Genomic DNA, 25,279 nt, shown 5'->3' on the forward strand with positions numbered 1-25,279 from the left:
ATATGTGGTACAAATATGTTAAAAATATCTGCACCAAAAATACTATTAACTAATAAACATACAGGTGGTAACGCTGCTTATTCACCCTGCGTGTAAACACGTTTTTTTGATGCCAGCGCACCTGCAACGGCCAGCCCTGCACCCGCAAACAATACATACCAGCCCCATTTAAACGCTATTTGCCTGGTTAAAAACCCGTTGATCCCCTTAAATGGTATAAAGCTGAAACTTGCCTTAATTTTTAGTATGGCAGCCACATAAAGTAACACCACCAAAACCAGTGCAGACCATGCGGCAATACGGGTTACTTTTGTTTGGTTAAGTACCGTACAGAGTATGCCAATAACGCCGGTTAGCATAATTACCATGCCGTAGGGTTGGTTTAGCTTGTAAACATTCCAGTTAACTAAATGAAACGGGCGCAGCATGGGGCAAAAGGTTGCCGCAATAAGTATAACAAAACCCAAAAGCGAGATAAGCGATGCGGGGCGCATAGATAAAAATTATTTTTTGATCTCCATTTTATCGGCAAAGTGGGCGCAGTAATCGCGCAGGTCTTCTACGATGTTCTTCTCGCCGGTGGCGCGTAAAAAAGTATCGCCCATGGTTTGCAGGGTTTCATAAAAAAAGCGCTTCATCTCATCAACCGGCATATCCTTTGTCCACAGGTCAATTTTAAGCGTATTCTGGTAGCTTTTATCCCAAAGGGATAACATCATGGCCTGTACCGGCAGGGCCTCTTTATTTTGCGAATCGGTTGATTCCCACAGGATATTTTCCGGAATGTTATTATCGTCGAGTTGAATGGTTAGCTTTATTTCAGCAGTTTTCATTTTTTGAATTAGTGGTTATTGAATTAGTGATTTAGCGATTTCTTCCTCTGCATATTTGCACATCTAAACCGGCACATCCGTAATAATTATTTAACAAGAAAAAATATGATCAGCACCAAAGTTATAAAGCTTAACTCTACAATCCATAGTTTTTTAGTTTCGGGGAAGAAATTACGAAAAATTATATCCAGCCATGACACTACAACCGCAAAAAGGATAAATATCCAGCCGATGGTACCGCTCCAGTGTTCATAAGGAGCGCCTGTTATTTTAGCACCGTTTATAAATATATAGCCTGCCAGTATAAAGAAAAAAGCCGTAGCAAAATTCAGCGGCGTTATCCTGAATTTTTTGGTATTAGAATCGTTTTTTTTTGCCAGATCGTTTTGCTCCGCCATATTGTTTAGCTGGTTTCTTATTAGCACTGTTGGGTTGTCGTTTTGCCTTTTCGGCATCAAATTTTTTATGCTGGTTAAGCGTTTTCTTTTCGTGGAAGGCACCTTTAAAATCGGGGTCTTCCTTACGCTTTTGCAAATCTATCTCCCGGGCCTGATCCTGCCTTTCCTCGTACGGTGTTTCTTCAATAAAAACACCGTCAGGAATGGAATGTACCGGGATAGTTTGCCTGATCAGCTTCTGGATCTTGTTGATATAATACTCTTCTGACGGCACAGCAAAGGTAATGGCCACACCCGAGTTATATGCCCTGCCCGTACGGCCAATACGATGCACATAATCTTCAATCACCACGGGCACATCAAAGTTTATTACGTGGCTTACATCACTTACATCAATACCGCGCGATGCCACATCTGTAGCTACCAGTATCTTTACCTCATCGTTTTTAAATGAGTTGATAGAATTTATCCGCGTGTTTTGCCCTTTGTTGGCGTGCAGTACCTTTACTTCCTTTTCGCCAAACTTACGCAGCAAAAACTTGTACACATCCTCTGCAGCCACGCGGGTTTTGCAAAATATCATCAGCTTTTTAATATCGCCCTCTTTATCAAGCAGGGTTTTAAGCAGGTTTATCTTGGTTTTTACGTTGGGTACATGGTACAATTGCTGGTCCACCGTTTCGGCAGTGGTGGCCTGCGGGGTAACTTCTATTACCGTTGGGAACTCCAGGAAATTATGCGACAGCTCCTGTATCTTATCAGACATGGTGGCCGAAAACAGCAGGTTCTGGCGTTTTACCGGCACTACCTCTAAAATGCGGTTTATCTGCGGCATAAAGCCCATATCCATCATTTTATCAGCCTCATCCAATACTAATGTATTAATAGTTTTGGTTACGATGTGTCCGGCTATATAAACATCCAGAAAACGGCCCGGTGTTGCCACAATAATATCTACCCCTTTATTAATATTCTCTATTTGTGTTTTAGGGCCGATGCCGCCGTAAAGCACCACTACACGTAAATCGGTATTTACTGCAAAGGCTTTAATGTTCTCTTCTATTTGCATGGCCAGTTCGCGCGTTGGCGATATGATCAAAGCCCGCGGGTTATCACCCTGGGCATATTTAAGCTTCATTAATACAGGCAGCACATAAGCAGCAGTTTTACCCGTGCCCGTTTGCGCTATACCCATTACATCCTGCCCGTTCATGATGGGCGGGATAGCTTTTTGCTGTATGGGCGTAGCTTCGGTATAACCGGCGTCGGCAATGGCATTTAATATTTGCCGGTTAAATTTAAAATCTTCAAAGGTTACAGCCATAGCCGCAAAGATAGGGTTTTGTTTTTAGTGGGCTGCCCCAAGTATAAAACTACTAAAGATAACAGCAGCCGTTTTCATTTTCGAACGCATTCTTCAATTATATCATTGGTCGATACATTTTGCTGTATCATCTATACATCATTGTGCGTATAAGTGTCAAAAATCATATTAGCCCCATATTTTAAAACATGAAAAAAATCTTACTTACCGCAATCACTTTAATTTTATTCGTTGGCGCATCATCTGCACAAATTGGCAAAGGCCATAAATACCTGGGCGGCAGTTTTAATTTTAGCTATGATGAAGATGGCACCACACAAAACTATATTTTTGATACCGGCATCTCTCAATATTCCAACTACAAAATTGTAAGCTTTAACATCAGCCCCGAATTTGGCTTTTTCCTGAATGATAAATGGGCTATCGGCATCCAGCCAGGTTATTCCAGAGTATCAGGCACCGAAACTACCAATTTCGCTTCAACATCATCAGCCGTAAGCAGTTACACTTATACCAACAAATACCATACAGATATTATTGGCCTGGCTGTTAACCTGCGTTATTACTACATGATAAACGATAAGTTTGGGATTTACCCGCAAATGGGCTTAAGCACAACTCACAATGCCGATAATTTAAACAACGGGCATTTATCTGCCTTCGCGGGGCCAAATGTTGTATTCTTTCCTTCGCCCAAAGTTGGTTTAAATATGGGCTTTGGTAACCTGAGCTATCAATACAGCTATTTAACAAAAGGCAGCTATTTTAACGCCAGCCTTAACAACAACTTTAATTTTGGTGTAAACTATTACTTCGGGAGTAAATAGAATTGGAGTCAAGAATCAGGAATTAATAAAAGGCTAAACCCCACAGTCTTCATTTCTGATTCTTGACTCTTCTTATCTTGACGCTAAAAACTATCTTTGCCCTTATGGCATCAATCATTATAAAAAACGCAACCATAGTTAACGAAGGCCGCCAGATGGCAGCAGATATCTTAATAAAAGATGGTTTTATTGAAAAGATTGACGGGCACATAAACACCAAAGCCGATAAAGAAATTAATGCCGAAGGGCTGCACCTTTTACCGGGTTGCATAGACGACCAGGTGCATTTTCGCGAGCCGGGTTTAACGCATAAGGGCAATATCGCAACAGAATCCCGCGCGGCTGTGGCTGGTGGTATCACATCTTTTATGGAGATGCCCAATACCGTACCCAACGCTTTAACCCAGCAGCTTTTACAGGATAAATATAATATAGCTGCCCAAAACTCCCCGGCCAACTACTCCTTTTTTATGGGTGCATCAAACGATAACCTGGACGAGGTTTTGTGTACCGATGCCAAAAATGTTTGCGGTGTAAAAGTTTTTATGGGTTCATCAACAGGGAATATGCTGGTAGATAACCCAACTACGCTGGAACAGCTTTTTGCCCGGTCGCCCATGCTGATAGCTACCCATTGCGAAGATGAGGCCACTATTAAAAGTAACCTGGAGCATTATAAACAATTACTTGGCGACAATATCCCGGTAAAGATGCATCCGGTTATCCGCAGTGCCGAGGCCTGTTATCTGTCATCATCTATGGCGGTTGAGCTGGCTAAAAAAAATAACACCCGCCTGCACATCCTGCATATATCTACCGCTAAAGAAACGCATCTGTTCAGCAATGATATACCGCTGGCTAACAAGCGCATAACCGCCGAAGCCTGCATACACCACTTATGGTTTACCGATGCTGATTACGAAGGAAAAGGCAACCTGATTAAATGGAACCCCGCCGTTAAAACAGAGGCCGACCGCGATGAAATATTAAAGGCTGTTTTAGATGGCCGGATAGATGTGATAGCTACAGACCATGCCCCGCATACCAGCGAAGAAAAGGCGCAATCCTATCTGCAGGCGCCAAGCGGCGGCCCGCTGGTGCAGCACGCTCTGCCCGCCATGCTGCAACTTTACCATCAGGGGAAAATAACGCTGGAACAGATCGCCGAAAAAATGGCGCATAACGTGGCCACCATCTTCCAGATAGAAAAACGTGGCTTTATCCGCGAAGGTTACTGGGCAGATATGGTGCTGGTAAACCTGAACAACCCATGGCAGGTAAACAAGGGCAATATCTTGTATAAATGCGGCTGGTCGCCGTTTGAGGGAAGCACTTTTAAAGCCAAAGTAATCAGTACCATTGTATCGGGCAATCTGGTTTACGAAAACGGGGATTTCATTAATGAAAAAAGCGGACAAAGGATGACCTTTACCCGCTAATTTAGTTTAAGTGTTAGGCTTATTTTTCTATCAGCTTTTTTAAGCCATCAAAAATCATATGCCAGTTTTGTTCGGAATGCTGTTTGGATGCTTCGTTTTTTACATTATTCTGGGTAATGGTTAATGTGGTAACATTGCAAGCTTCATCTAATTCGTAACTGATATCTGCATAATTTTCAGGCTTGTCTTCGGTGCCGGCCATACTGCTCCAATAGCTGTATTTTACATATTTGCCGGGCACAATTTCTTTAATAATACCTTTGTCTTGGTAGCTTTTACCATCCCATTCTCCGCTAAAGGTAATTGGGCTGCCTTCCTGCCAGTTGGATTTTAAAATGGTGCCGAAGAAATATTGCTTAACCATTTCAGGGTTGGTTAAGCCTTTCCAAACTTCAGCTTCAGGTGCATTAAATTCTACCTGTGTTGTTAGTGTTAATGTATTCATAGTTATATTTAATATAACCACAAAAAAAGAATGCGTTTTGACAACGGTATGTCAGCAGGAAAAGATTTTTTGCTGTTCGATTTTAATCCGGGATGATCACAGCAGGTTTTGAACAGTTACATTGGCACCGTCGCCATATTACGTTTTAAAATAGCTTCTGCAATTTCTGATACCTTGTCCTTTACCTTCTGCGGAGCCATAATCTCGGCATGGTCGCCAAACATCATCAGCCAGCGCACAAAACCCTCAATAGATACGGTAAGAAAGGTCATTTCTGTAAAATTGCCCGTTTGTTTTTCAGATACAAAGCCATGATAATATCGCTGTTCGTTAATAAAATTGATGATTTTGCTTTCCACTTTTATAACGATAGTTTCCAGCTGATGCTCTGATGCGGTTTGCGCAAGATAATCTTTAAGTGCAGGATGGTTACCTTCAAAAACAAGATCTGTTTCCTGTATCTGCAGAATCCTGTCGAGCCTGAAATCGCGGTAATCTTTACGCATACGGCAATAGGCTATCAGGTGCCAGTAGCTATCCAGGTAAAATATGCCTACGGCCTCTATATGGCGGTTAGTTTTGGTTTGGGTATAACCAGCCATGTAATCAATGCAAAGTATTTTTTTATGTGCTATGCCATTTAAGATAGTTTGGATATGATTGTTATTATTTACCCTGCGCTGTGTTTGGCTTTTAAGTACCTCTATACTGCCGTCTATACTTTCTAACAGATCTTTTTCGGTAGTTTTTAGTATCGCCCGCACCTTATCCATGGCCGACCGGTATTGCGCCGAGGTAGATGCATCGGTCATTTTTTCCATAAACTTTTCGGCAGTTAAAAATGCCGTAGCTTCTTCCCGGGTAAACATTACAGGAGGCAACCGATACCCCTCAACCAGGGAGTACCCCACACCTGCTTCGCCTATGATTGGCACTCCGGCTTCTTCTAACGAACGCACATCGCGGTAAATGGTACGCAGGCTTACATTAAATTTTGCTGCAATATCGCCAGCCTTTACTATACGGCGGGTTTGCAGCTGTATCAGTATGGCAGATATACGGTCTATGCGGTTCATTGCACCAAATTAACAAAAAACAAAGTACCTTAGTATATCTGTTATATAATTATGGAAGAACCAACGCAGGACAAGATCATAACGCTTGAGCAATATTACGACCCGATGCTGGCACATATTATGCGCACCAAGCTGGAGGATAATGATATTCCCTGCTTTATTGCCGATGATAACATTATATCTGCCAACCCCGTATTTAATAACGCAGTTGGAGGGATAAAACTAAAAATATTTGAACGCGACCTGCAACGCAGCCGCGAACTACTGGCACAACAAGGCAACCTGCACGAACAAGACCATTTTGAGATTGACGAAGAAACGCACGCCCCTGTTATTTGCCCTTATTGTGCATCCACAAATGTGCGCTATGGTGCTGCAACCGAAAGGAAAGCGCATTGGCTGATCACCTTAATATCTGCACTGCTATCAGTTTTACCATTTTACACCCGCAAAGCCTGGCATTGCTTTAATTGCCAAAGGGATTTTGAATGATGCATATGGTGTTTGCTTTTAAAAAGGCCTATCTTCCTGTCATTTCCTCTACAGCCCAGTTTCCGAACCAAAGTTAAGGCATGATACTTTTTGTATTAAAGCTGATACATTTATGCTTATTATTGCCCTATTATTATATTTATCCTCATGTATGATCGTCGCAAATTCCTTAAGCTAACGGCTGTAACCGCTTCTTTAGCAACATTATCAAAATATGCTGCTGCAAAAGCCACAGTTGTGCCAGTTGCTACCGCTGGTTTGCCCATTATCATATCTACCTGGGATTTTGGTGTGGCTGCTAACCAGGAAGCCTGGAAGATCCTTTCGAAAGGCGGCCGTGCATTAGATGCCATTGAGGCCGGTGCGCGCATACCAGAAGCAGACATGAAAAACCATACCGTTGGCCGTGCCGGCTACCCGGACAGGGATGGCCGTGTAACGCTGGATGCCTGTATTATGGATGAGTTTGGCAACTGCGGCTCGGTAGCTGCAATGGAGGATATTGCACACCCTATTTCGGTAGCGAGGCTGGTAATGGAAAAAACTCCGCACGTAATGCTGGTTGGTGATGGTGCTACACAATTTGCCGTTGAACAAGGCCTAAAAAGAGAAAAATTATTAACGCCCGAATCATACGCCGCCTGGAAAAAATGGCTTAAAACAGCCAAATATTCGCCGGTATTGAATATTGAGAACCAACAGCACCGCCCCGGCAGCAAATATAACCATGATACCATCGGCATGCTGGCCATTGATGCTAAAGGCAATATTAGCGGGGGCTGCACTACCAGCGGTATGGCCTTTAAACTTCACGGCCGTGTGGGCGACAGCCCCATTATTGGTGCCGGTTTATACGTAGATAATGAAGTTGGCGGCGCTACATCAACAGGTGTTGGCGAAGAAGTGATACGCAATGTAGGCAGCTTTTTAGTAGTTGAGCTGATGCGCCAGGGCTACTCGCCCGAGGATGCCTGTAAGGAAGCTGTTAACCGCATTATTAAAAAGAAACCAGAAACAGCTAAACAGATACAGGTTGGTTTTTTAGCCATTAATAAAAAGGGCGAATATGGCGCTTATGCTATTCAAGAAGGTTTTAGTTTTGCCGTATGCGATGATAAAAGGCAGGACTTGCTGATACCAGGAAAAAGCTTTTACAAAGAAAAAAAATAATATTACCCGTAATAAAAGGTTTGATAACCATACGCCTTGCTTTGCTATATGAATAGTAGACCACAACCTGTTACCCTTGAAGTTTGTTCTAATTCAGTTACATCGGCTGTTGCTGCACAGGATGGCGGCGCCGTAAGGATTGAACTTTGCGAAAACCTGGCAGAGGGTGGCACCACCCCCTCATACGGCCAGATCATATTGGCGCGTAAACACCTGCATATTAAACTTTATGTACTCATACGCCCCCGCCGCGGCGATTTTTTATATACCGACCTGGAATTTGAAGTAATGAAGGCCGATATCCGTACCTGCATTGAAGCGGGTTGCGATGGTGTAGTGATCGGCATGCTTAAAGCTGATGGCAATATAGATGTGGAACGCTGTACCGAACTGGTACGTATGGCACGCCAATGGGGATTAGGCGTTACTTTTCACCGTGCATTTGATATGTGTGCCGACCAATACGTTGCCCTTGAAGAGATCATTAGCATGGGTTGCGAACGCATCCTTACATCAGGGGGCAAAACAACGGCAATGGAAGGCGCAACAGTAATTAATCACCTGATAGAAAAAGCTGCAGGCCGCACTAGTATTATGCCGGGCAGCGGTATCACAGAAAGCAATGTTGCCGATCTGGTACACTTTACTGGTGCTAAAGAAGTCCATTCATCCGCCCGGATCAATATTACAGGCGGCATGCAATATAAAAACGACCATATATTGATGTCTAACAGCATTGCAGACGAATACAACCTGGATGTAACCAGCTCAGATAGAGTGAAGGCTATTATAAACGCGGCAAATTCTTGATTAGTGGAAACTACTTGTGTTATTGAATAACTCACTTATTAAAATACACTTACCGGCAGCACCAACTCTATCCTGTTATGGCCATTACCGCCGAATAGATCATTATCTAACAAATAACTATACCGCAGGCCAAACGACACCGATGCCTGGTTAAACCATTTGGTATCAAAAAACACGGCAGCACCTGCAGACCTGAATTTACCTTTAAAAGCACTTCCATCGCTGTAAAATCTTTCGGCATTGCCATTAGTTTGATCATAAAACAAGTTGCCGCGCAGGCGAAGAATGTATAATAAGTTAGCCATTCCGGCATCCGGGTAAGCGATCGGGAAATGATAGCTTACCGCAAATCTGTTCATATCATCAAGGCTGATAGCGCTGTAACCATAAGAAAACGGAAAATCGTTAGAATAGCCAATGGCATTATTTTGCCCCCGATGCTGGTACGCACCGCTTAATACCAGGCTGTGATTAGCGGATAAACCCGGAAAATACAAAGTGCTTACACCCAATATCTGCGTAGCATCCTGCCCCGAAACTGCGTTTTTATAGTTGATGCTGATGCTTTGTGCAAAATGCGGGTTGATGTGTTGCCTGGCCTGCTGTGTTTGATTGGTAAACCTGATGCTGCTGCTGAGATACGTATAGTGGCTGTCTTTATAAGTACTACGAAACGGATCCTGAATGGCATTGCCGCTGTAATACAAATTACTGGCTACCGTTAATCCTGTTAAATGCTTGCCTGCAGAAAAATTCAGGGGCACCTGTAAGCCTGCATGTATGGCCGTTTCATTGTAATACACATAGCCGCCATTAGCTATCCCCCGCCTGTCTAAAGTATAATCAGCGCCTGCAAGCAAGTATGGATATAAACCGCCATAAGCCGCTTCATAACCTATTTGTTTGTAGCCTTCATCCCGGTTATAATTGAAGGTAAGCTGGGACTGGAAGGTATTTAAAACATTGTTCCCAACAAGTTGCAAGGCATAATTAGGATCATCCAGCAACGGGAAGATACTGTGAAAATTAAACAGCCCGTGCAACTTACTATATTTTGTTACCGGCAAGCTATCGGGTTTTACAGCTGCCAGAATATTACTGGCGGTATCTTTATTTAAAACGCTGATACCCACATCGGGTAACGGTTTAAATGCCTGCTCATCAGCTACTGGTATAAATTTTATATCTGTAAGGTTAGCCTCATTTACCTGGTAACCAAAAGCGGTAAAGCCGGCCCATGCCAGTTTTTTAACACCTGTAGCAGGCTGGTAATAGCCGATAGAAGCATTTGGGGTTGCAGCATTAACCCGGTATAATTTATTTGAGCTGATAACCAAGGCAAACAATTTATCCTCAAGTCCTGATGTTTTTGTAAAGTAAACGGTATCTCCCTGCACTTGCGGAAAGGCTATCGGCTCGAAACTAAACGGCAGCAGGTATTTATTAGACCCCGATTTGATATCGATCAATGCCAGCGACATCTCGCCCTTGAAATTCCGGACGGCAGAAATTAGTTTATCATCACCATAAAACTTAGGGTAAGTATAAAACAGACCGGCATTATTTGGCAAAGCGCTTAACAGTTTGCCATTTTCATTCAGCAAATGCAACTCGCTTTTACCGGTTGTGGCAACCTGCACGGTTACTATAATTTTGCCATCGGCACTAAAAGCAGGCGAAAAATATCTTGTTTTACGGGTGATACGCCGTTCTTTACCGGTATTAATATCCAGCACGGTCAGTTCGTTATAATTACGAAAGCCCCAGCGCAGATCCGGGCGATAGCCGGCATAGATAATTTTGCCATTTTGATAACTAAAGTAATTATCATTATTAATGCCTTGTACAGCTATCGCTTTTTCCTGATTACCTGTTTTAATAATAAATTGCGGTACATGGTTATAGGCTGATCTTAAATATATAAGCGTGCTATCATTTACATACGCAGGAAACTCCCTGTCGGCTATAAAATGTTGTTTAGTAATATTAGGGGGGTCATCACTGATATCAAAACTAAAATCGGCTTTAAAATGATTTAAGGCGGCGTTTCTAAATTCGATGAAATTTTCGCCCGTATGATTTTTAATAGCGCCCTGCAAAGGATAAAAGCCTGTATGGAAAGCAGCGGCATCATGTGTAACATCTTTCCAAAAATCGTTACCATATTTCTGGCGGCCATAAGCTACCATCATATACCCCAGAGGGTAATGATTGGGCGTATAATCCAGATATGAGCCGTTACGCAATTTCATCCAGCTGTAATTTTTACCTGCTGCCCATAACGCCCTAAAGCCGTTAAAAAAATATGGAAGCCTTCCCCTGCCCTGTTTACTTACCAGGGTTTCGTTATAAACGGCGTCACCTTCAAAAAACCAGTCGGGTACCGATAGCGCGTTGCCCAGGGCCTGCCCTCCTTCGCCAAACAGGATACTTAACCCTCGAGATAGTCCTACATTAAAATTATTGTATTGCTGCACATGCCTAAACTCGTGAATGGCCAGCTGTTCTGGCCAGGGCAGGCTGCCTACCTCAAAGCTGTTTTGCCCTGCCGTTAAATAAAATTCGCTGCGGAAAGGCGCCAAACCCACATAAGCATTAGATATAGTAGTTTGGTTTTGCAGCACAATACTAACCTTACGCTGTTTGTAACCAATTGTAGGTTGTATGGCGCGGTTCATTTGCGCTATGGTTTGTGCCACCCGCAAAGCCACCGAATCCATCCCCTGCGAAAATATAACACGCGCCTGCGGAGTATTTACCTGCTGCCATTTTATGGATGGCGGGTTACCGCCAAACTGCTGTGCGTAAGTAAATGTGGTTGTAAAAAGTAGCAATGGCAACAGCAGGCGTTTCATTGGGATGAATGTAAATAAAATTGTATGAACTCCTATTAAACGAATAAGATGAATTAACAGAATTTGAACCTATTATTCTAAAAATCCTTCAATTCCAGTAATTCCGGTTCAGACAATTGTAAATCCGAAATCCAAATGACACTCCATCCCTTAAAACTAACTACATTTGCGCTTTGTGATTTATTACTATGGCTAAAGTTTCTATCAACCTGGCAACGGGTTCTATACAAAAAGAAGATATTATTGTAGGGATCGATTTGGGTACAACCAATTCATTGGTTGCATTTATTAATCCTGATAAAGAACCCCGGGTTATAAACGACGCCGGCAAAGGTGTATTAGTCCCATCGGTAGTGCATTTTGGCGCTACCGGCGATATCACCGTAGGTAACGAGGCCAAAGATTATTTAATTACCGACCCGCAGAACACCGTGTTTTCGGTTAAACGTTTACTGGGCCGTTCTTATGCCGATGTCAAAAATTATCAGAACTTTTTTTCGTACAAAATTATTGATGACGACTCCGAAAACCTGGTAAAAATTAAGGTTGGTGATAAGTTTTATAACCCTATCGAGCTATCGGGCCTGATATTAAAGGAACTGAAAGACCGTGCCGAACATGCCCTTAAAACACCGGTTACCCGTGCGGTAATAACCGTACCCGCATATTTTAACGATTCGCAGCGCCAGGCCACACGTGATGCCGGTAAACTGGCGGGCCTGGATGTTTTGCGCATTGTGAATGAGCCGACAGCTGCGAGCCTGGCTTATGGTATCGGCTTAAATCCCGAAGAAACCAAAACGATTGCGGTTTACGACCTGGGCGGTGGTACGTTTGATGTGTCTATCCTGCAGATCCAGAACGGAATATTTGAAGTGTTATCTACCAACGGCGATACCTTTTTAGGTGGTGATGATTTTGACCGCGCCATTGCTGATTACTGGATAGAGAAGAACAATATAGATAAAGATGAACTGGCCAATAACCGCGAACTGACGCAACAGCTACGCTTAAAAGCCGAAGAAGCCAAAAAGGCATTTGCCCACCAAAGTATTTTTAACGAAAAGATAGGCGATATTTGGTGCACTTTAGAACGCACCGCCTTTGAAGAACTGATATTACCAAAAGTACAACAAACTATTACGGCCTGCCAAAATGCACTGAAAGACGCCAAACTAACCACTGCAGATATTGATGAGGTAGTAATGGTTGGCGGCAGTACCCGCACGGCATTGGTTAAAAAGATGGTGGCTGAATTTTTTGGCCGCCCGGTGCATGATGGTATCAATCCGGATGAAGTGGTTGCTTTGGGCGCCGCCATACAGGCCGATGTACTGGCTGGTAATCGCAGCGATATTTTATTACTGGATGTTACCCCTTTATCATTAGGTATAGAAACGATGGGCGGTTTAATGGATACTATTATCCCGCGTAACTCCAAGATCCCTACAAAAGCGGGCCGCCAATACACCACCTCTAAAGACGGACAAGTAAATATGAAAATTGCTGTTTATCAGGGCGAACGCGACCTGATCAGCGAGAATCGCAAATTGGCCGAATTTGAATTAAAAGGCATCCCGGCTATGCCTGCGGGCTTCCCAAAGGTAGATATCAACTTCATACTAAATGCTGACGGCATCCTGAAAATACAGGCTATTGAACTGCGCAGCGGTGTTAAACAGGAGGTTGAAGTAAAACCGGCCTACGGCATTACAGATGACTTGGTTGAACAAATGCTGATGGATAGCATTACCCACGCAAAAGATGATGTAAGCGCCCGTATGCTGATAGAAGCTAAAACTGAGGCAGAGCAAATGATCTACACCGTTGAACGCTTTCTGGAGAAGAACGGCCAATTGCTAAACACCAAAGAAATAACCGAAACACATATACATTTAGAAGCACTTAAAGCTGCATTAAGCACAGGCGACAAAGACCTTTTACACGCCAAAATTGACACTTTAAACGACTTTACACGCCCCTTTGCCGAACGTGTGATGGATGTGGCTATCAGCACGGCGATGAAGGGAAAAAGTATAGAGTAACTATCAATCAGGATTAAAATTACGAATCTTAAAAATGATATTGCAGATGGTATAAACTCATCATCATAAAATTCATTAATTGTACAATCAAAAAAACAGCATTTGAAAAACATTTTACGAATTGCAGCCTCGCTTGCCTTTGCAGCAGCATCAATCTCTGCCTCTGCCCAAGCCATCCAACAGGATAGCACAGTTAAACCTACATTAGATACCGCCCGTTACGACTCATTAATGATTAGTTTGGCCAATGGTGATAAAACAGGTAAATGGCCGGTTAAAAATACTCCCTATCCAAAAGCAGGGGCGATATTGCCTTTTTACAGGGTGGTAGCTTATTATGGTAATATGTATTCTAAAAACATGGGCGTGCTGGGCGAATACGAGCCAACCCTGATGCGCAGTAAGTTAACGGCCGAGATTAAGAACTGGGAAGCGGCAGATCCGTCTACACCTGTAAAACCCGCATTACATTACATCTGTGTTACTGCCCAGGCAGATGCCGGGCGTAACGGATTGCATAGCCTGCGTATGCCTTTTAGCCAGATAGACAAGGTAATTGAAATGGCCAGGCCTATTAACGCTTTGATATTTTTAGATATCCAGGTTGGGCATAGTACGGTAGAAACAGAACTCCCCCTGTTAGAAAAGTATTTAAAAATGCCTAATGTGCATTTTGGCATCGACCCGGAATTTTCCATGAAGGAAGGCAGTGTGCCCGGCAAGCGCATAGGCACATTTGATGCTAAAGACATTAACTATGTAAGCAACTACCTGAGCAGCCTTTGTAAAAAATATAACCTGCCACCTAAAATATTTGTGGTACATCGTTTTACTAAACGCATGGTTACCAATTACCAGGATATAAAACTGAACAGCAATGTACAGTTTGTAATGGATATGGATGGATGGGGCGGCCCCGAACTAAAAAAAGGAACCTACAAATATTTTGTAGCGGGCGAACCGGTACAATTTACCGGCTTTAAATTATTTTACAAAAATGATATTAAGAATGCACCCAAACGGATGATGACGCCAAAAGAAGTTTTGAATTTAAAACCTGCCCCTATTTATATACAGTATCAGTAATCCGTATAAAGTAATAAACTAAAGAAAAACATACGACAACAAAAAAGCCCCTGATCGGGGCTTTTTTGTTGTAAAGCATAAAATTACAAGTTTTTTATCTCTTCCTGTTCTTTCAGGGCGGCGATATTATTTTTGTCGCTAAACTCTTCTGTCTGATTAGCAAAATCTTCCAGGATACTTGTTATCGTATCCAGGTTATCTGCAACACGCTGGTGCATGTCCGGCAGGTCTTTTTCCAGGCGTTTGTTGCCCAGGTCAATATTATCTACTTCTATTTTAGCTAATTTAGTTATAATAGCTGTTTGGCTGTTCTTCAAATCTTCTAATTCATGGACGATTTTCTCCATCAATTCAAATTTTCTTATCTTATCCATAGGTATCTTTAATTTATATATATAACCTATAGCCATAACAGTGCCAAAAGAATTAATTAGGATTTATCATTTATAACTAATAATTTAGTTATATGAAATCTATCGTTATACTGATAACTATTTCCATGCTATCTGCAAGCGTTTATGCACAGCAAACAGCTAAAATTGACGATGCCCTGCTATTAGATTACTACCAGAACCAGCGCTTTGCAGATGCCGCCGACTATCTGAAAAGGAACTATCCGGAACCGGTTAACAGCACCAAAGCGTTGGGGCAATTAGCATACACATCTAACATGGCGGGCCGCCTGGCCGATGCCGAAGCCTATTATCAGCGCATTTACAGTATCGATTCTACAAACACACCTGTGCTGTACAGCCTGGGTAGTTTAAACCTGCGCAGGGGCAATAACAGTAAAGCCGAATTATATTATAAACGCATCCTTGAGCGCGATACCACAAACTTTATGGTGTATAAACAAATGGCCACTATCAGCAATGATAAAGCTAATTTTGATGATGAGATCTATTATCTGCAAAAGGCCAATCATATTAATCCTGCCGAACCCGACGTGGCTGCTGACCTGAGTGATATTTATGTAAGCCTGAAGCTTAACGACCAGGCAGAAAAGGTACTAAACCTGGCCATAATTGCCGACCGACAAAACATTGTTTTACTAAACAGCCTGATGAAACTGCAATACGCTCAAAAGAAATGGCCCGAAACGATCAGTAATTGCCTTAAATTATTAGATTTTGGGGATCATTCGGGGCTGGTTTTAACCAAACTCGGTATAGCCTATTACAACACTAAAAACTACGATTGCAGCCTGTCCGCATTTATAGATATAGATGCGATGGCCCAAAATGAAACCAGCTACTACTATACAGCCCTGGCTTATAAGGCACTTAAAGACCAAAACATGGCTATTTTTTATCTGCAAAAAACCATCAAAGAAGCTATCTCCCCAAATACAGCCTCCTACTATGGCGAAATAGCAGATAGTAACGAAAAATTAAAAAGATATCAAAAAGCGGCAACTGCTTACCAAAAGAGCCTGCAGTTTGACCAAACGCCTGTGATATATTATGCGCTGGCTACCTTATACGATACCAGCTTAAACAACAGGCGCAGCGCTGTGTTATATTATAAAAAGTACCTGGCAGTTAAACCGCCTGCAGATAAGCAGAAAAACTATATTAATTACGCAAAAAGCAGGCTAACCGTATTAAACAAATAAGCCACCTTGCGGTGGCCTGCTTTAATTTTATAATGTAGGATGTATAAACTGCTTAATGCCCTGCCACGATCTCGATCTTTTTAACTTTAAGATTTTTGATTGCAAACCAAAGTATCATGGCAAAACAAACGCCCGGCACCAGGTAAGAGAACTGGATGTTTGTAGCATCAGACAGACGGCCCATTATTGGCGGTATTACCGCACCGCCTACAATCCCCATAATCACCAACGATGAACCCAGCTTGGTTTTTGAACCCAGATCACGGATACTAAGCGAGAATATAGTTGGGAACATGATAGACATGAAGAACCAAACTGCCATTAGCGTGTAAACTGCAATAGTACCCTGCAGGTTAATAGCTGCAACGATGAGTATAATATTGATAACAGAATAAGTAACCAGCAGCTTAACCGGATTAAAGAATTTCATAAGCAAGGTACCGGTGAACCTGCCCACCATAAAACCTAAAAAAGCCAGCGATAAATATAAAGATGCCGGCTTCTCTTCAAAACCTGCTACCTTTTCGCTAAAGCGGATAAAAAAACTGCTTACACATGCCTGGCCGCCTACATAAAAAAACTCGGCCAGCACACCAGACATGAGGTGCTTATTCTTCAACAAGTCCGAAATCTGTGAACCTAATGAACGGCGCCCGTCACCGGCTAATTCTACTTCTTCTTCGTTAACTTTCGGGAAGGCCGTGCGCCAAACCATCATGGCAACTAAAAATACCACAATGCTTATTACAACAAACGGTATTTGTACCGACGCTGCCTCGTGGTTTAAATGTGCGTTCAATTGTTCTGCAGACATGGCCTTCTCTTCGGCAGCGCTTAACGTTTTGCCCGACAGGATGAACATACCACCTAATAACGGTGCCAAAGTAGCTGCCAGCCCGTTAAACGACTGTGCAAAGTTAATACGCTGTGTGGCGCTTTTGGGATCGCCAATTAAGGTGATCAATGGGTTGGCTGCGGTCTCTAAAAAAGCCATTCCGGAGAATACCACAAACAACGCCCCTAAAAAGAATGCATAGTTACGTACCGCGGCTGCCGGATAAAACAGCATGGCCCCTATCGAAAACAGCAGCAGGCCAAATATAATGCCACCTTTATAGCCGTACTTTTTCATGAACTGTGCCGCCGGTATGGGCAATAAAAAATAGGCGATGTAGGATGCAGAGTCTATCAGCGAAGATTGAAAATCTGTAAGCTGGCAGGCTTTTTTTAAATGCGGTATAAGAATAGGGTTTAAATTTAGGGCAAATCCCCATAAAAAAAATAAGGATGTTATTAGCGCAACAGCAGCTAAACTTTTGTCTTTTGACATTGTGCGGGTTTAATATTTGATGAAAAATTGGTGCGCCAATATAAATTTTTTAATTCATTTACGGCTTATTTTTTGACGTGAATTTAGGCCATCAACTGTGCTGGCCTGTTTGCAGCGCCTGGTGGTTTATTATGCACCTAAAGTAAAGAAATGGCACTATATAGCATATTACCTTAAAACCGATATGCTTTTGGTATCTTTGCATTCTTTATATTTTTTAAATGGCCTGGGCAGAAAAATTTAAGCTGAATAAACAGCTGATAAAAACAGTTACCGAATTAGGGTTTACGCAACCTAAAGAAATACAGCAAAAAGCGCTTAACCGCATTATTGGCGGCCAGGATGTGATCGGTATCGGGCCCGAGGGTTGCGGAAAAACCACATTGCTGGTTTTAGCTACGCTTAACCGTTTTAAGCACAGCGCAGATGGTGTGCCAAAAGCTTTGATCTTAGCGCCCGACCAGGAGAAAGTATTTGAACTGCTTGCCCAGTTTGACAGGATAAACCGTAACAAAACCATCCGTATTGTTAGCCTGCATGCAGGCACTACTACCGAGCAGCAAATGGATGACCTGGCAGAAGGATCTGACATTGTAGTTGCCACGCCAGACAGAGCGCGGGCCATCTATTTAAAACTTGGATTGAACCTGAACAAGGTTGATTTTTTTGCAGTTGACGATGCGCAGCTTATTGTTAAAAAAGGCCTGCAACTACCCGTTGTTGAACTGGCAAACAGTATTGGCAAGGCGCAGCGCCTGGTGTTTACAGAAGTAATGCACGCCAAGCTCGAAAAAATGATAGCGCCATTTATGCAGCTGCCCGCAACGGTAGAGGTTGAGGAAATGCCGGATACACAGTTACCCGTACATCAGCAGATGCTGTACCACGTACCTAATTTTGGCACCAAGCTAAATCTGCTAAATTTATTTTTATATGATGAGGAACTGTTTACTAAAACCGTAGTATTCACCAACACGCGCCTCACCGCCGAAACCGTTTACAAAAGCCTGCAAAACAGGTTACGCAAAGCGGTAACGCTGATAAACCCTTTATCATTTGAGTATAACAAAGTAAATGATATAAACGAATTTAAAACAGATAGCAGCCTGCGCGTACTGATCATTGCTAATGAAGGCACAGAAGCTATTGATATAACCGGCATCCCTTTTATAATACACCTTGACCTGCCGGCCGAAAAAGAAGTATATATACAGCACATCCAAAACCATGCAGCTAATGCCGAAGATGAAACTTTAGCTTTAACCTTTGCCACCGACCTGGAGCTTGACCAGGTACGCCGCATTGAACACGCTACCGGCCAGAAAATGCAAAAAGCCGACTTGCCCGATGAACTGGTAATAGAAAAAGACCGCAAGCAAAAGGAAGAGGAAAAAGAACAGGCCAAAGCAAAAAAACATACCAAGCCGGATCCTAACCAATATGTACCCGGCGAGGCTTTCCACGAAAAGAAGCCGGAGAACTCAAAGACTTATAATTACAGTTCGGGTACAAAGGCCAAAATGAATATGAAAAAGAAACACGGTTAAAAATTGGGGTGTTTTAGCAGTAGCTTAAATGATCCTGTTCCGGCGGTTTCTTAACACGATCTCGAAAGTTTTTCAGTGTGAGCTTATTGCTTCATTTCTTTATAATATTCGATATACAGGTCTTCTACCTTTTTGCGTGCCCAAGGGGTTTTACGAAGAAATTTCAAGCTGGAATTAACGCTGGGATTATCTAAAAAACAATTGATACGGATACGATAACCCATTTCGCCCCAGCCTATATGTACCACTAAAGCGTTCAGTATGGCTTCCAGGGTTTTGCCGTGCAGCGGGTCTTTTGATTGTTGCTCCATATCGGCAATACTGTTATTTTAATTAAATCTTCGGTTATTTACTTAGCTGTACCAGTTCCAACGCCTTAAGCGTATCATTATATAACTGGGTGTACAGCCTTTTATCTAACACGTTACGGCTTATTAATTTACTGCCCATCCCTACCGCGCAAACACCCGATCTGAACCACTCTGCAATGTTGCCGGCCTCTATCTCTACCCCGCCGGTAGGTACAAATAATTGGCCGGGAAAAAGGTCGCGTATGGAGGCAATGAATGCCGGGCCTAATATATTAGCCGGGAATATTTTTATCAGTTTTGCTTTATACTGCTGGGCAATATGGATCTCGGTTGGGGTCATACAACCGGGGACCCACAGTTTGCCATAGTTATCAGCCACCAATGCTACCTCGTTATCTACAATGGGCGATACAATAAAATCGGCACCGGCTTCAACAAAGGCTTCGGCTTCTAAACCGGTTTTTATGGTACCTATACCCAGGTACACATCAGGCATATCCTTAGCTAACCTTTGCTTGATGTGGTAAAAATTACTTAATGCCTCTTTACCCCTGTTGGTATATTCTACAGCCCTTACACCTGCATTATACATCGTGCGAATGATCTCGAAACTCACTTCGGCATCTTCGTAAAAAAACAAGGGCAGCATCCCCTGCGATAAAATGGCGTCTAAAACTTTCTCTTTGTTATTCATACTTTATCGCTTTGGTAATTTCTTCAACAGTTTGCGTGGTGGCATCACTGGTTATAAAAAGTTTTTGGAATGCGGCAGCGGTAGCAAACTCCAGCGTTTGCTGTGCCGGTGTATTGTTGTAAAAGCCGTAGATAAGCCCGGCCATAAAACAATCCCCGGTACCTACTTTATCTACTTTTTGTTGCGTATTGTATTCCTGCGAGTTATAGAATTTACCATCGGTGTACAGGCAGGTATAATAGTCGATATCGTCCCGCTCATCAAAACGAAACGTGTTAGCTACTGCTTTACATTGCTGATATTGCTGCATGATCCTTTCTGATGAGGATAGCGCTTCTTTCAAATAAATACTCTTTTGGCCGGATTCATGAATATCACCCGATATGGCAATCCCCAGCATTTTTTCGGCAGCCCAGATGTTACCCATAATTACATCGCAATACTTTACCAGATGGGGCATAACATCCTGTGGCTGTTTACCGTATTGCCACAATTTAGAGCGGTAATTCAGATCTACCGATATGGTGATCCCTTTAGCCGAAGCGGCCTGTAATACCTCCAGGCATACATCAGCCACCTGCTGACTGATAGCCGGGCAGATGGCACTAAAATGGAACCAGCTTACACCATCCAGCACTTTGTCCCAATCTATCATCCGCGGTTTTAGATCGGCAAAGGCCGAGTTAGCTCTATCGTATATCAGGGCATCATGCTTCAGATCTTGCCCCTTGGTAAGAAAATACAACCCAAGCCTGTTACCATGATAATGGATAGCGGTGGTATCGATATTCTTTTGATCAAGATAGCTTACAATTTGGGCACACAAGCCATTACTGGGCAATGCGGTAAAATAGCCAGACGGTACATTCCACAGAGCCAGGGCCGTTGCCACATTCAGCTCTGCGCCGCCAACGTAAAATGGCAAAGTATTATTCTGCAGCCATTCACCACCCCCATCCGGGCAAATTCTTAACAGCAGTTCGCCAAAAGATAACACGGTGCCGCTTTTAAAATTTTGTGCTGATAAATTACTCATCAAGATCAATAATATGTTAGATAGATAGGATGGCTGAAATTATAAATTATAGCTTAAAACACCAATAAAAAAGCCTGTAATTTCTTACAGGCCTGTATATTTTGCCATTATCACTTATTATTTTTATCGTTCTTAAAAACTATACACAGGCAATTATTAAGTAAGCCAAAAATTATTTAACCACTAAAACGCCATCTGCCATAACAGAGATATCTTTTTTAGGTGTATTGATCATGGCAATCTCTTCTTTGCTTTTGCCGGCATCTGCAGCATAGTGTTTTAACCGCTCAACAGAAGTCTCCTTCACTTTGGCCCTACCCTCTATCACTACGGTTTTACCAACAATATTTTGCGGCATAAAATATTCGTAATCTGTAAACTGTACCATTATCGGCGAGCCTTTAGCCTGCTGAAGTTTCATAAAGCAGCCTTTCTTTTTACAAACCTCTACCACAGTGCCGGTAATTTTACCGGTGTAAACACTATCGGTGCTCAGGGTTTTATTCAGGGCATCGGTATTCAGGGCGTTATCGGCAGTAACTACCTTGCCGTAAGTTACACCAGGCTCGGCAGGTTTAATGTTGCTCTGTGCAAATGTTGCGGCAGTAAAACCAAGGCATAAGGCAAGCAAAATAAGTTTTTTCATATTAAGGTTTTAAAGATGTGTTATTACAAAAATAATATTTTATTTCGATTTGCTTACTACTTAACAACAAGGCCTGATATCGTCAGATAAAATAAATACCCGTTTACACTAAAACCTGATTAATTTTGCGCTTCATATGTACTCTAAAGAACAGGCATCACAACTAAAACAAGCATTCTGGACAGCCTTTGGGCTGTATATGGGCCCGGTGCTTTCTGCAGAAGGCTTGCGCACCAACTGGATCAACTATAAAACAGGCGTAAAACACATCTTTTTCAGGATGCAGGCCGATAACAAAATGGCTGTTATTGCGATTGAAATTGCCCATCCTGATACAGAGTTGCAGCAACTGTTTTTCGAACAATTCGCCACTTACAAAACCGTGCTTCACAATACGCTTGCTGAAGACTGGGAATGGCAGCTACATACCACCGATGATCATGGTAAAACAATCAGCCGAATCTACACGCAGATCTCCCCTGTCAGTATTTTTCAAAAGGAAGACTGGCCAAAGCTGATCTCTTTCTTTAAACCCCGAATTATAGCGCTTGATGAGTTTTGGGGCGATGCCAAAGCTGCCTTTGAGGTATAGATCTAAAAATCGCAATTCTAAATTCAAATAAATTACTAATTTTGTTAGCATGAAACGATCCGGGAGCGCCGACCTGCCGTTGCATTATGGCTACGTGCCTGTTTGGCTTGCCGAACGTATGGCAAAGCTGGGCCTGGCTGTAATGGAAACTATTGTGATGGATTATGGCAAAGACGAAGTTTTACGCCGCCTTAGCGATCCATTCTGGTTTCAGAGCCTGGGTGCCGTTATGGGGATGGATTGGCATTCATCGGGCATTACCACATCTGTGATGGGTGCTTTAAAACGTGCTATCAACCCGCATAGCCGCGAACTTGGCATTTACATTTGCGGCGGTAAAGGGAAACATTCTACCAAAACGCCACAGGAACTGATGGATGTATGCAACAGAACCGGACTTAACGGTAACTATCTGGTAAAATGCAGCAAGCTAAGTGCAAAAATAGATAACACAGCCATACAAGATGGCTTTCAGCTTTATACACATAACTTTATTTTGAGCGATACCGGCAAATGGGCCGTTGTGCAACAGGGAATGAGCGATGCCAGCAGCACAGCCCGCCGTTACCACTGGCATTCCGAACAGCTTACTTCTTTTGTGGAAGACCCGCATACGGCCATCCACGGGCATAACAACGGGGTTATATTAAATATGGCCGACAAGCTGGCCGACGCTTCGCGCAGGGGCGTTATGCAAATTGCGGCAGAACAGCCTCACCGGATGCTAAAAGAGATAAGCAAACTGGTAATGCCTGCCCACCATGATGTACAGGCTAAGGATATAGACCTGAAACGCCTGGGTGCGGTGCTGTGGCTGGCCCACGAAAAACAGCCTGACGATTTTGAGGATCTGTTATTGTTACAAGGCCTTGGCCCGCGTACCTTACAATCGTTAGCATTAGTAAGCGAAGTGATTCATGGTACACCATCGCGATTTAAAGATCCCGCTCGATTTTCTTTTGCGCATGGCGGCAAAGACGGTCACCCCTTCCCCGTACCTATAAAAGTTTATGATGAAACTATTGGTGTGTTACAAACTGCTATACACAAGGCAAAACTGGGCAATAATGAAAAAAGCGAGGCTATTAAACGCCTTACCAATATAGCACAGGCAGCCGAGAAGAATTTTACCCCAAACGCCAACTTTGATCAGGTGATAGAAAAAGAGAGGAATAAGTCCTGGAGATACGGCGGCCGTACCGTATTTGGTAAAGTTAAACCACCCGCACAAAAGCAATTAAGTTTATTTTAAACCGGTACAAATAGTATTAGCCTCTTTCAGATGCATTTGCAGCCTGGGTAAGTTTTTAGCGGCAAAGGCCTGCAATTTGGGATTGGCATTATTGCTGCCATCCTTAAAAAACTTAATACTTTGCTCGTGGTCGTGAACCATTATCTGTAAGTATTCCTTGTCAAAAGCATTGCCTGTTTTACCTGTTAGGCTGGCTAAATGCATTTTATGTTCACTGCTTAAACTATCTACTTTTTTAAACTTCCCTTTTGCAGCAATATCATCAAGCTCTTTAGCCGCTTGCTTATGATCAGCAATTATAGCTTTGGCAAAATCTGTAACATCATTATTTTTAGAATTTTTAAGTGCCAGTTCAGAAAAACTGATCTCTGCAGCGCCAGATTCTGCTGCTTCATTTACAAACGCCATTCCGTCGTCGTTAACTTTATTATAATTTTTACCTTTTCTGTCGCTGCAAGCCTGTAGGGCAAGCAATGCAAATAATGTTAATACTATCAGGGATCTTTTCATCATTAATGCTTCAGTTTATAAATAATTAACACAAATAACTATATACAGTTTCATTTTAAGCGCATTTATTCTTAACAGATAAGCTAAAGCAGCAACTAAATACAACCTGCACGAATAATATTAAAAAACGGGTGTTTTCACTCTTTTATATTCTGCTTTCTTTCCGGTGATTTACATATACTTTTTCGGGTGGGCATTAATGTGCTTGATAGTTACATACAAAGCGTTTCTAATCAAATTTCAACACTTAATATATGGAAAATTTAAAAACAGGCAGTAAAGGCAATCTGGTAACCTATCTGCAAAAAAAACTTGTCGTTTTAAACTATCCGGTAACTGTAAATGGCGATTTTGATCAGCTTACGGATGATACTGTTAAAAATTATCAGCGTAAAAAGGGGTTAACAGATGATGGCATTGTGGGTGGCAACACCTGGGTTATGGTCTACACAGATACAGAGCACCCCAGGGATGCCTTAAAACGAATAGAGCGACACAATGATATTAATCAACTGCACCCTATTGTGCGCAAAGCCGCCGTTAAGGTATTTGTACAATTACAAAGCGAAGGCATCCCTTTCAGGATCTACGAAGCCTACCGATTCCCCGAAAGGCAGGCTGACCTGTATGCACAAGGCCGCACCAAACCCGGCCCTATAGTTACTTATGCACAACCCTGGTCATCCTATCATCAATACGGCTTGGCTATAGATTTTGTATTATTTGAAAATGGCGAATGGAGTTGGAATGACGCCGGCAGTAAAGCCAAATTGTGGAGCAAAATGCATGAACTGGGCACACAGGAAGGTTTAATGCGGCTGGGATTTGAAACACCGCATTTGCAAATTATGGGCACCAGCTCCAGCGCGCTACGCAGTGGAGTGTACCCTGCCGGCGGCGATAAACTGTGGTATAACAACTTCATGTCGGCCCTGGGTAAGTAAAC

26 protein-coding genes are annotated in these 25,279 nt (G+C 42.6%); 12 read left to right on the forward strand and 14 right to left on the reverse strand.

The features are described from left to right. Positions 1-77: 77 nt before the first annotated feature. From E2R65_RS00400 to E2R65_RS00415, 4 genes are all read right to left on the reverse strand, one after another. Positions 78-494: a hypothetical protein gene (locus E2R65_RS00400; protein WP_134334498.1), complete on the reverse strand. Its 417-nt coding sequence runs from the start codon at positions 492-494 to the stop codon at positions 78-80. Between the two features lie 9 nt (positions 495-503). Then, entirely contained in the window at positions 504-833 is a 330-nt protein-coding gene (gldC, locus tag E2R65_RS00405) for a gliding motility protein GldC (protein WP_134334499.1), read from the reverse strand. A gap of 86 nt (positions 834-919) precedes the next feature. Next, complete coding sequence (locus E2R65_RS00410; RefSeq protein WP_134334500.1) at positions 920-1,231, reverse strand: hypothetical protein; 312 nt, start codon at positions 1,229-1,231, stop codon at positions 920-922. Next, positions 1,191-2,555: a DEAD/DEAH box helicase gene (locus E2R65_RS00415; RefSeq protein WP_134334501.1), complete on the reverse strand. Its 1,365-nt coding sequence runs from the start codon at positions 2,553-2,555 to the stop codon at positions 1,191-1,193. The genes E2R65_RS00410 and E2R65_RS00415 overlap by 41 nt, the downstream gene beginning before the upstream one ends. Before the next feature lie 188 nt (positions 2,556-2,743). Between E2R65_RS00415 and E2R65_RS00420 the strand changes: the two genes are divergently transcribed. Together E2R65_RS00420 and E2R65_RS00425 are read left to right on the forward strand one after the other, a co-directional pair. Next, positions 2,744-3,382, forward strand: a complete 639-nt coding sequence (locus E2R65_RS00420) for an outer membrane beta-barrel protein (RefSeq protein ID WP_134334502.1) — start codon at positions 2,744-2,746, stop codon at positions 3,380-3,382. Positions 3,383-3,486: 104 nt separating this feature from the next. After that, positions 3,487-4,821: a dihydroorotase gene (locus E2R65_RS00425; RefSeq protein WP_134334503.1), complete on the forward strand. Its 1,335-nt coding sequence runs from the start codon at positions 3,487-3,489 to the stop codon at positions 4,819-4,821. 19 nt (positions 4,822-4,840) lie between these two features. Here the strand turns inward: E2R65_RS00425 and E2R65_RS00430 are convergent, their stop codons facing one another. Both E2R65_RS00430 and E2R65_RS00435 read right to left on the reverse strand, forming a co-directional pair. Then, entirely contained in the window at positions 4,841-5,266 is a 426-nt protein-coding gene (locus E2R65_RS00430) for an SRPBCC family protein (RefSeq protein ID WP_134334504.1), read from the reverse strand. Positions 5,267-5,382: 116 nt separating this feature from the next. After that, positions 5,383-6,342, reverse strand: a complete 960-nt coding sequence (locus E2R65_RS00435) for a helix-turn-helix transcriptional regulator (RefSeq protein WP_134334505.1) — start codon at positions 6,340-6,342, stop codon at positions 5,383-5,385. A 51-nt stretch (positions 6,343-6,393) separates the two neighbouring features. Here E2R65_RS00435 and E2R65_RS00440 point away from each other — a divergent pair, with 51 nt between their 5' ends. The 3 genes from E2R65_RS00440 to E2R65_RS00450 all read left to right on the forward strand — a co-directional run bounded on the left by E2R65_RS00440 (position 6,394) and on the right by E2R65_RS00450 (position 8,814). Beyond that, positions 6,394-6,834: a putative signal transducing protein gene (locus tag E2R65_RS00440; RefSeq protein ID WP_134334506.1), complete on the forward strand. Its 441-nt coding sequence runs from the start codon at positions 6,394-6,396 to the stop codon at positions 6,832-6,834. Between the two features lie 147 nt (positions 6,835-6,981). Next, the gene (locus E2R65_RS00445; RefSeq protein WP_134334507.1) at positions 6,982-8,004 is read left to right on the forward strand and encodes a N(4)-(beta-N-acetylglucosaminyl)-L-asparaginase; all 1,023 of its coding nucleotides are present in this window, start codon (positions 6,982-6,984) and stop codon (positions 8,002-8,004) included. Positions 8,005-8,052: 48 nt separating this feature from the next. Beyond that, positions 8,053-8,814 carry a copper homeostasis protein CutC gene (locus E2R65_RS00450; protein ID WP_134334508.1) on the forward strand — a complete coding sequence of 254 codons (762 nt, stop codon included), beginning with the start codon at positions 8,053-8,055 and terminating at the stop codon, positions 8,812-8,814. A gap of 38 nt (positions 8,815-8,852) precedes the next feature. Here E2R65_RS00450 and E2R65_RS00455 read toward each other — a convergent pair whose 3' ends face one another. Further along, a complete protein-coding gene (locus tag E2R65_RS00455; protein ID WP_134334509.1) occupies positions 8,853-11,669 on the reverse strand; it encodes a TolB family protein in 2,817 nt (938 codons plus the stop codon). Positions 11,670-11,857: 188 nt separating this feature from the next. On the opposite strand from E2R65_RS00455, the gene hscA reads away from it, so the two are divergent. Both hscA and E2R65_RS00465 read left to right on the forward strand, forming a co-directional pair. Further along, positions 11,858-13,714, forward strand: coding sequence for a Fe-S protein assembly chaperone HscA (gene hscA / locus E2R65_RS00460; protein WP_134334510.1), 1,857 nt, complete (start codon positions 11,858-11,860; stop codon positions 13,712-13,714). Between the two features lie 102 nt (positions 13,715-13,816). Continuing rightward, entirely contained in the window at positions 13,817-14,800 is a 984-nt protein-coding gene (locus E2R65_RS00465) for a hypothetical protein (protein WP_221229848.1), read from the forward strand. 83 nt (positions 14,801-14,883) lie between these two features. Here E2R65_RS00465 and E2R65_RS00470 read toward each other — a convergent pair whose 3' ends face one another. Next, positions 14,884-15,174, reverse strand: coding sequence for a hypothetical protein (locus E2R65_RS00470; RefSeq protein ID WP_134334512.1), 291 nt, complete (start codon positions 15,172-15,174; stop codon positions 14,884-14,886). 92 nt (positions 15,175-15,266) lie between these two features. Between E2R65_RS00470 and E2R65_RS00475 the strand changes: the two genes are divergently transcribed. After that, positions 15,267-16,415 carry a tetratricopeptide repeat protein gene (locus E2R65_RS00475; RefSeq protein ID WP_134334513.1) on the forward strand — a complete coding sequence of 383 codons (1,149 nt, stop codon included), beginning with the start codon at positions 15,267-15,269 and terminating at the stop codon, positions 16,413-16,415. 52 nt (positions 16,416-16,467) lie between these two features. On the opposite strand, the gene fucP is transcribed toward E2R65_RS00475, so the two are convergent. Continuing rightward, entirely contained in the window at positions 16,468-17,745 is a 1,278-nt protein-coding gene (gene fucP / locus E2R65_RS00480; protein WP_134334514.1) for an L-fucose:H+ symporter permease, read from the reverse strand. Between the two features lie 221 nt (positions 17,746-17,966). On the opposite strand from fucP, the gene E2R65_RS00485 reads away from it, so the two are divergent. Then, on the forward strand, positions 17,967-19,292 hold the full coding sequence (locus tag E2R65_RS00485) for a DEAD/DEAH box helicase (protein ID WP_134334515.1): 1,326 nt from the start codon (positions 17,967-17,969) through the stop codon (positions 19,290-19,292). 83 nt (positions 19,293-19,375) lie between these two features. Here the strand turns inward: E2R65_RS00485 and E2R65_RS00490 are convergent, their stop codons facing one another. From E2R65_RS00490 to E2R65_RS00505, 4 genes are all read right to left on the reverse strand, one after another. After that, positions 19,376-19,603 (reverse strand): VF530 family protein, encoded by a 228-nt coding sequence (locus E2R65_RS00490; protein WP_134334516.1) that lies wholly within the window; start codon positions 19,601-19,603, stop codon positions 19,376-19,378. 34 nt (positions 19,604-19,637) lie between these two features. Beyond that, a complete protein-coding gene (locus E2R65_RS00495; protein WP_134334517.1) occupies positions 19,638-20,297 on the reverse strand; it encodes a beta/alpha barrel domain-containing protein in 660 nt (219 codons plus the stop codon). Further along, entirely contained in the window at positions 20,290-21,333 is a 1,044-nt protein-coding gene (locus E2R65_RS00500; RefSeq protein WP_134334518.1) for a sugar kinase, read from the reverse strand. Before E2R65_RS00500 ends, E2R65_RS00495 begins: the two co-directional genes overlap by 8 nt. A gap of 172 nt (positions 21,334-21,505) precedes the next feature. Beyond that, positions 21,506-21,979 carry a DUF4920 domain-containing protein gene (locus tag E2R65_RS00505; protein WP_134334519.1) on the reverse strand — a complete coding sequence of 158 codons (474 nt, stop codon included), beginning with the start codon at positions 21,977-21,979 and terminating at the stop codon, positions 21,506-21,508. A gap of 136 nt (positions 21,980-22,115) precedes the next feature. On the opposite strand from E2R65_RS00505, the gene E2R65_RS00510 reads away from it, so the two are divergent. Further along, on the forward strand, positions 22,116-22,571 hold the full coding sequence (locus E2R65_RS00510) for a DUF4268 domain-containing protein (RefSeq protein ID WP_134334520.1): 456 nt from the start codon (positions 22,116-22,118) through the stop codon (positions 22,569-22,571). Between the two features lie 49 nt (positions 22,572-22,620). After that, on the forward strand, positions 22,621-23,823 hold the full coding sequence (locus E2R65_RS00515) for a DUF763 domain-containing protein (protein ID WP_134334521.1): 1,203 nt from the start codon (positions 22,621-22,623) through the stop codon (positions 23,821-23,823). On the opposite strand, the gene E2R65_RS00520 is transcribed toward E2R65_RS00515, so the two are convergent. Next, positions 23,815-24,336 carry a DUF4142 domain-containing protein gene (locus E2R65_RS00520; protein WP_134334522.1) on the reverse strand — a complete coding sequence of 174 codons (522 nt, stop codon included), beginning with the start codon at positions 24,334-24,336 and terminating at the stop codon, positions 23,815-23,817. The genes E2R65_RS00515 and E2R65_RS00520 overlap by 9 nt on opposite strands. A 251-nt stretch (positions 24,337-24,587) precedes the next feature. On the opposite strand from E2R65_RS00520, the gene E2R65_RS00525 reads away from it, so the two are divergent. Beyond that, positions 24,588-25,277 (forward strand): peptidoglycan-binding protein, encoded by a 690-nt coding sequence (locus E2R65_RS00525; protein ID WP_134334523.1) that lies wholly within the window; start codon positions 24,588-24,590, stop codon positions 25,275-25,277. Positions 25,278-25,279 lie beyond the last annotated feature (2 nt).

It is taken from the genome of Mucilaginibacter phyllosphaerae (genome assembly GCF_004378255.1).
Taxonomy (GTDB): domain Bacteria; phylum Bacteroidota; class Bacteroidia; order Sphingobacteriales; family Sphingobacteriaceae; genus Mucilaginibacter; species Mucilaginibacter phyllosphaerae.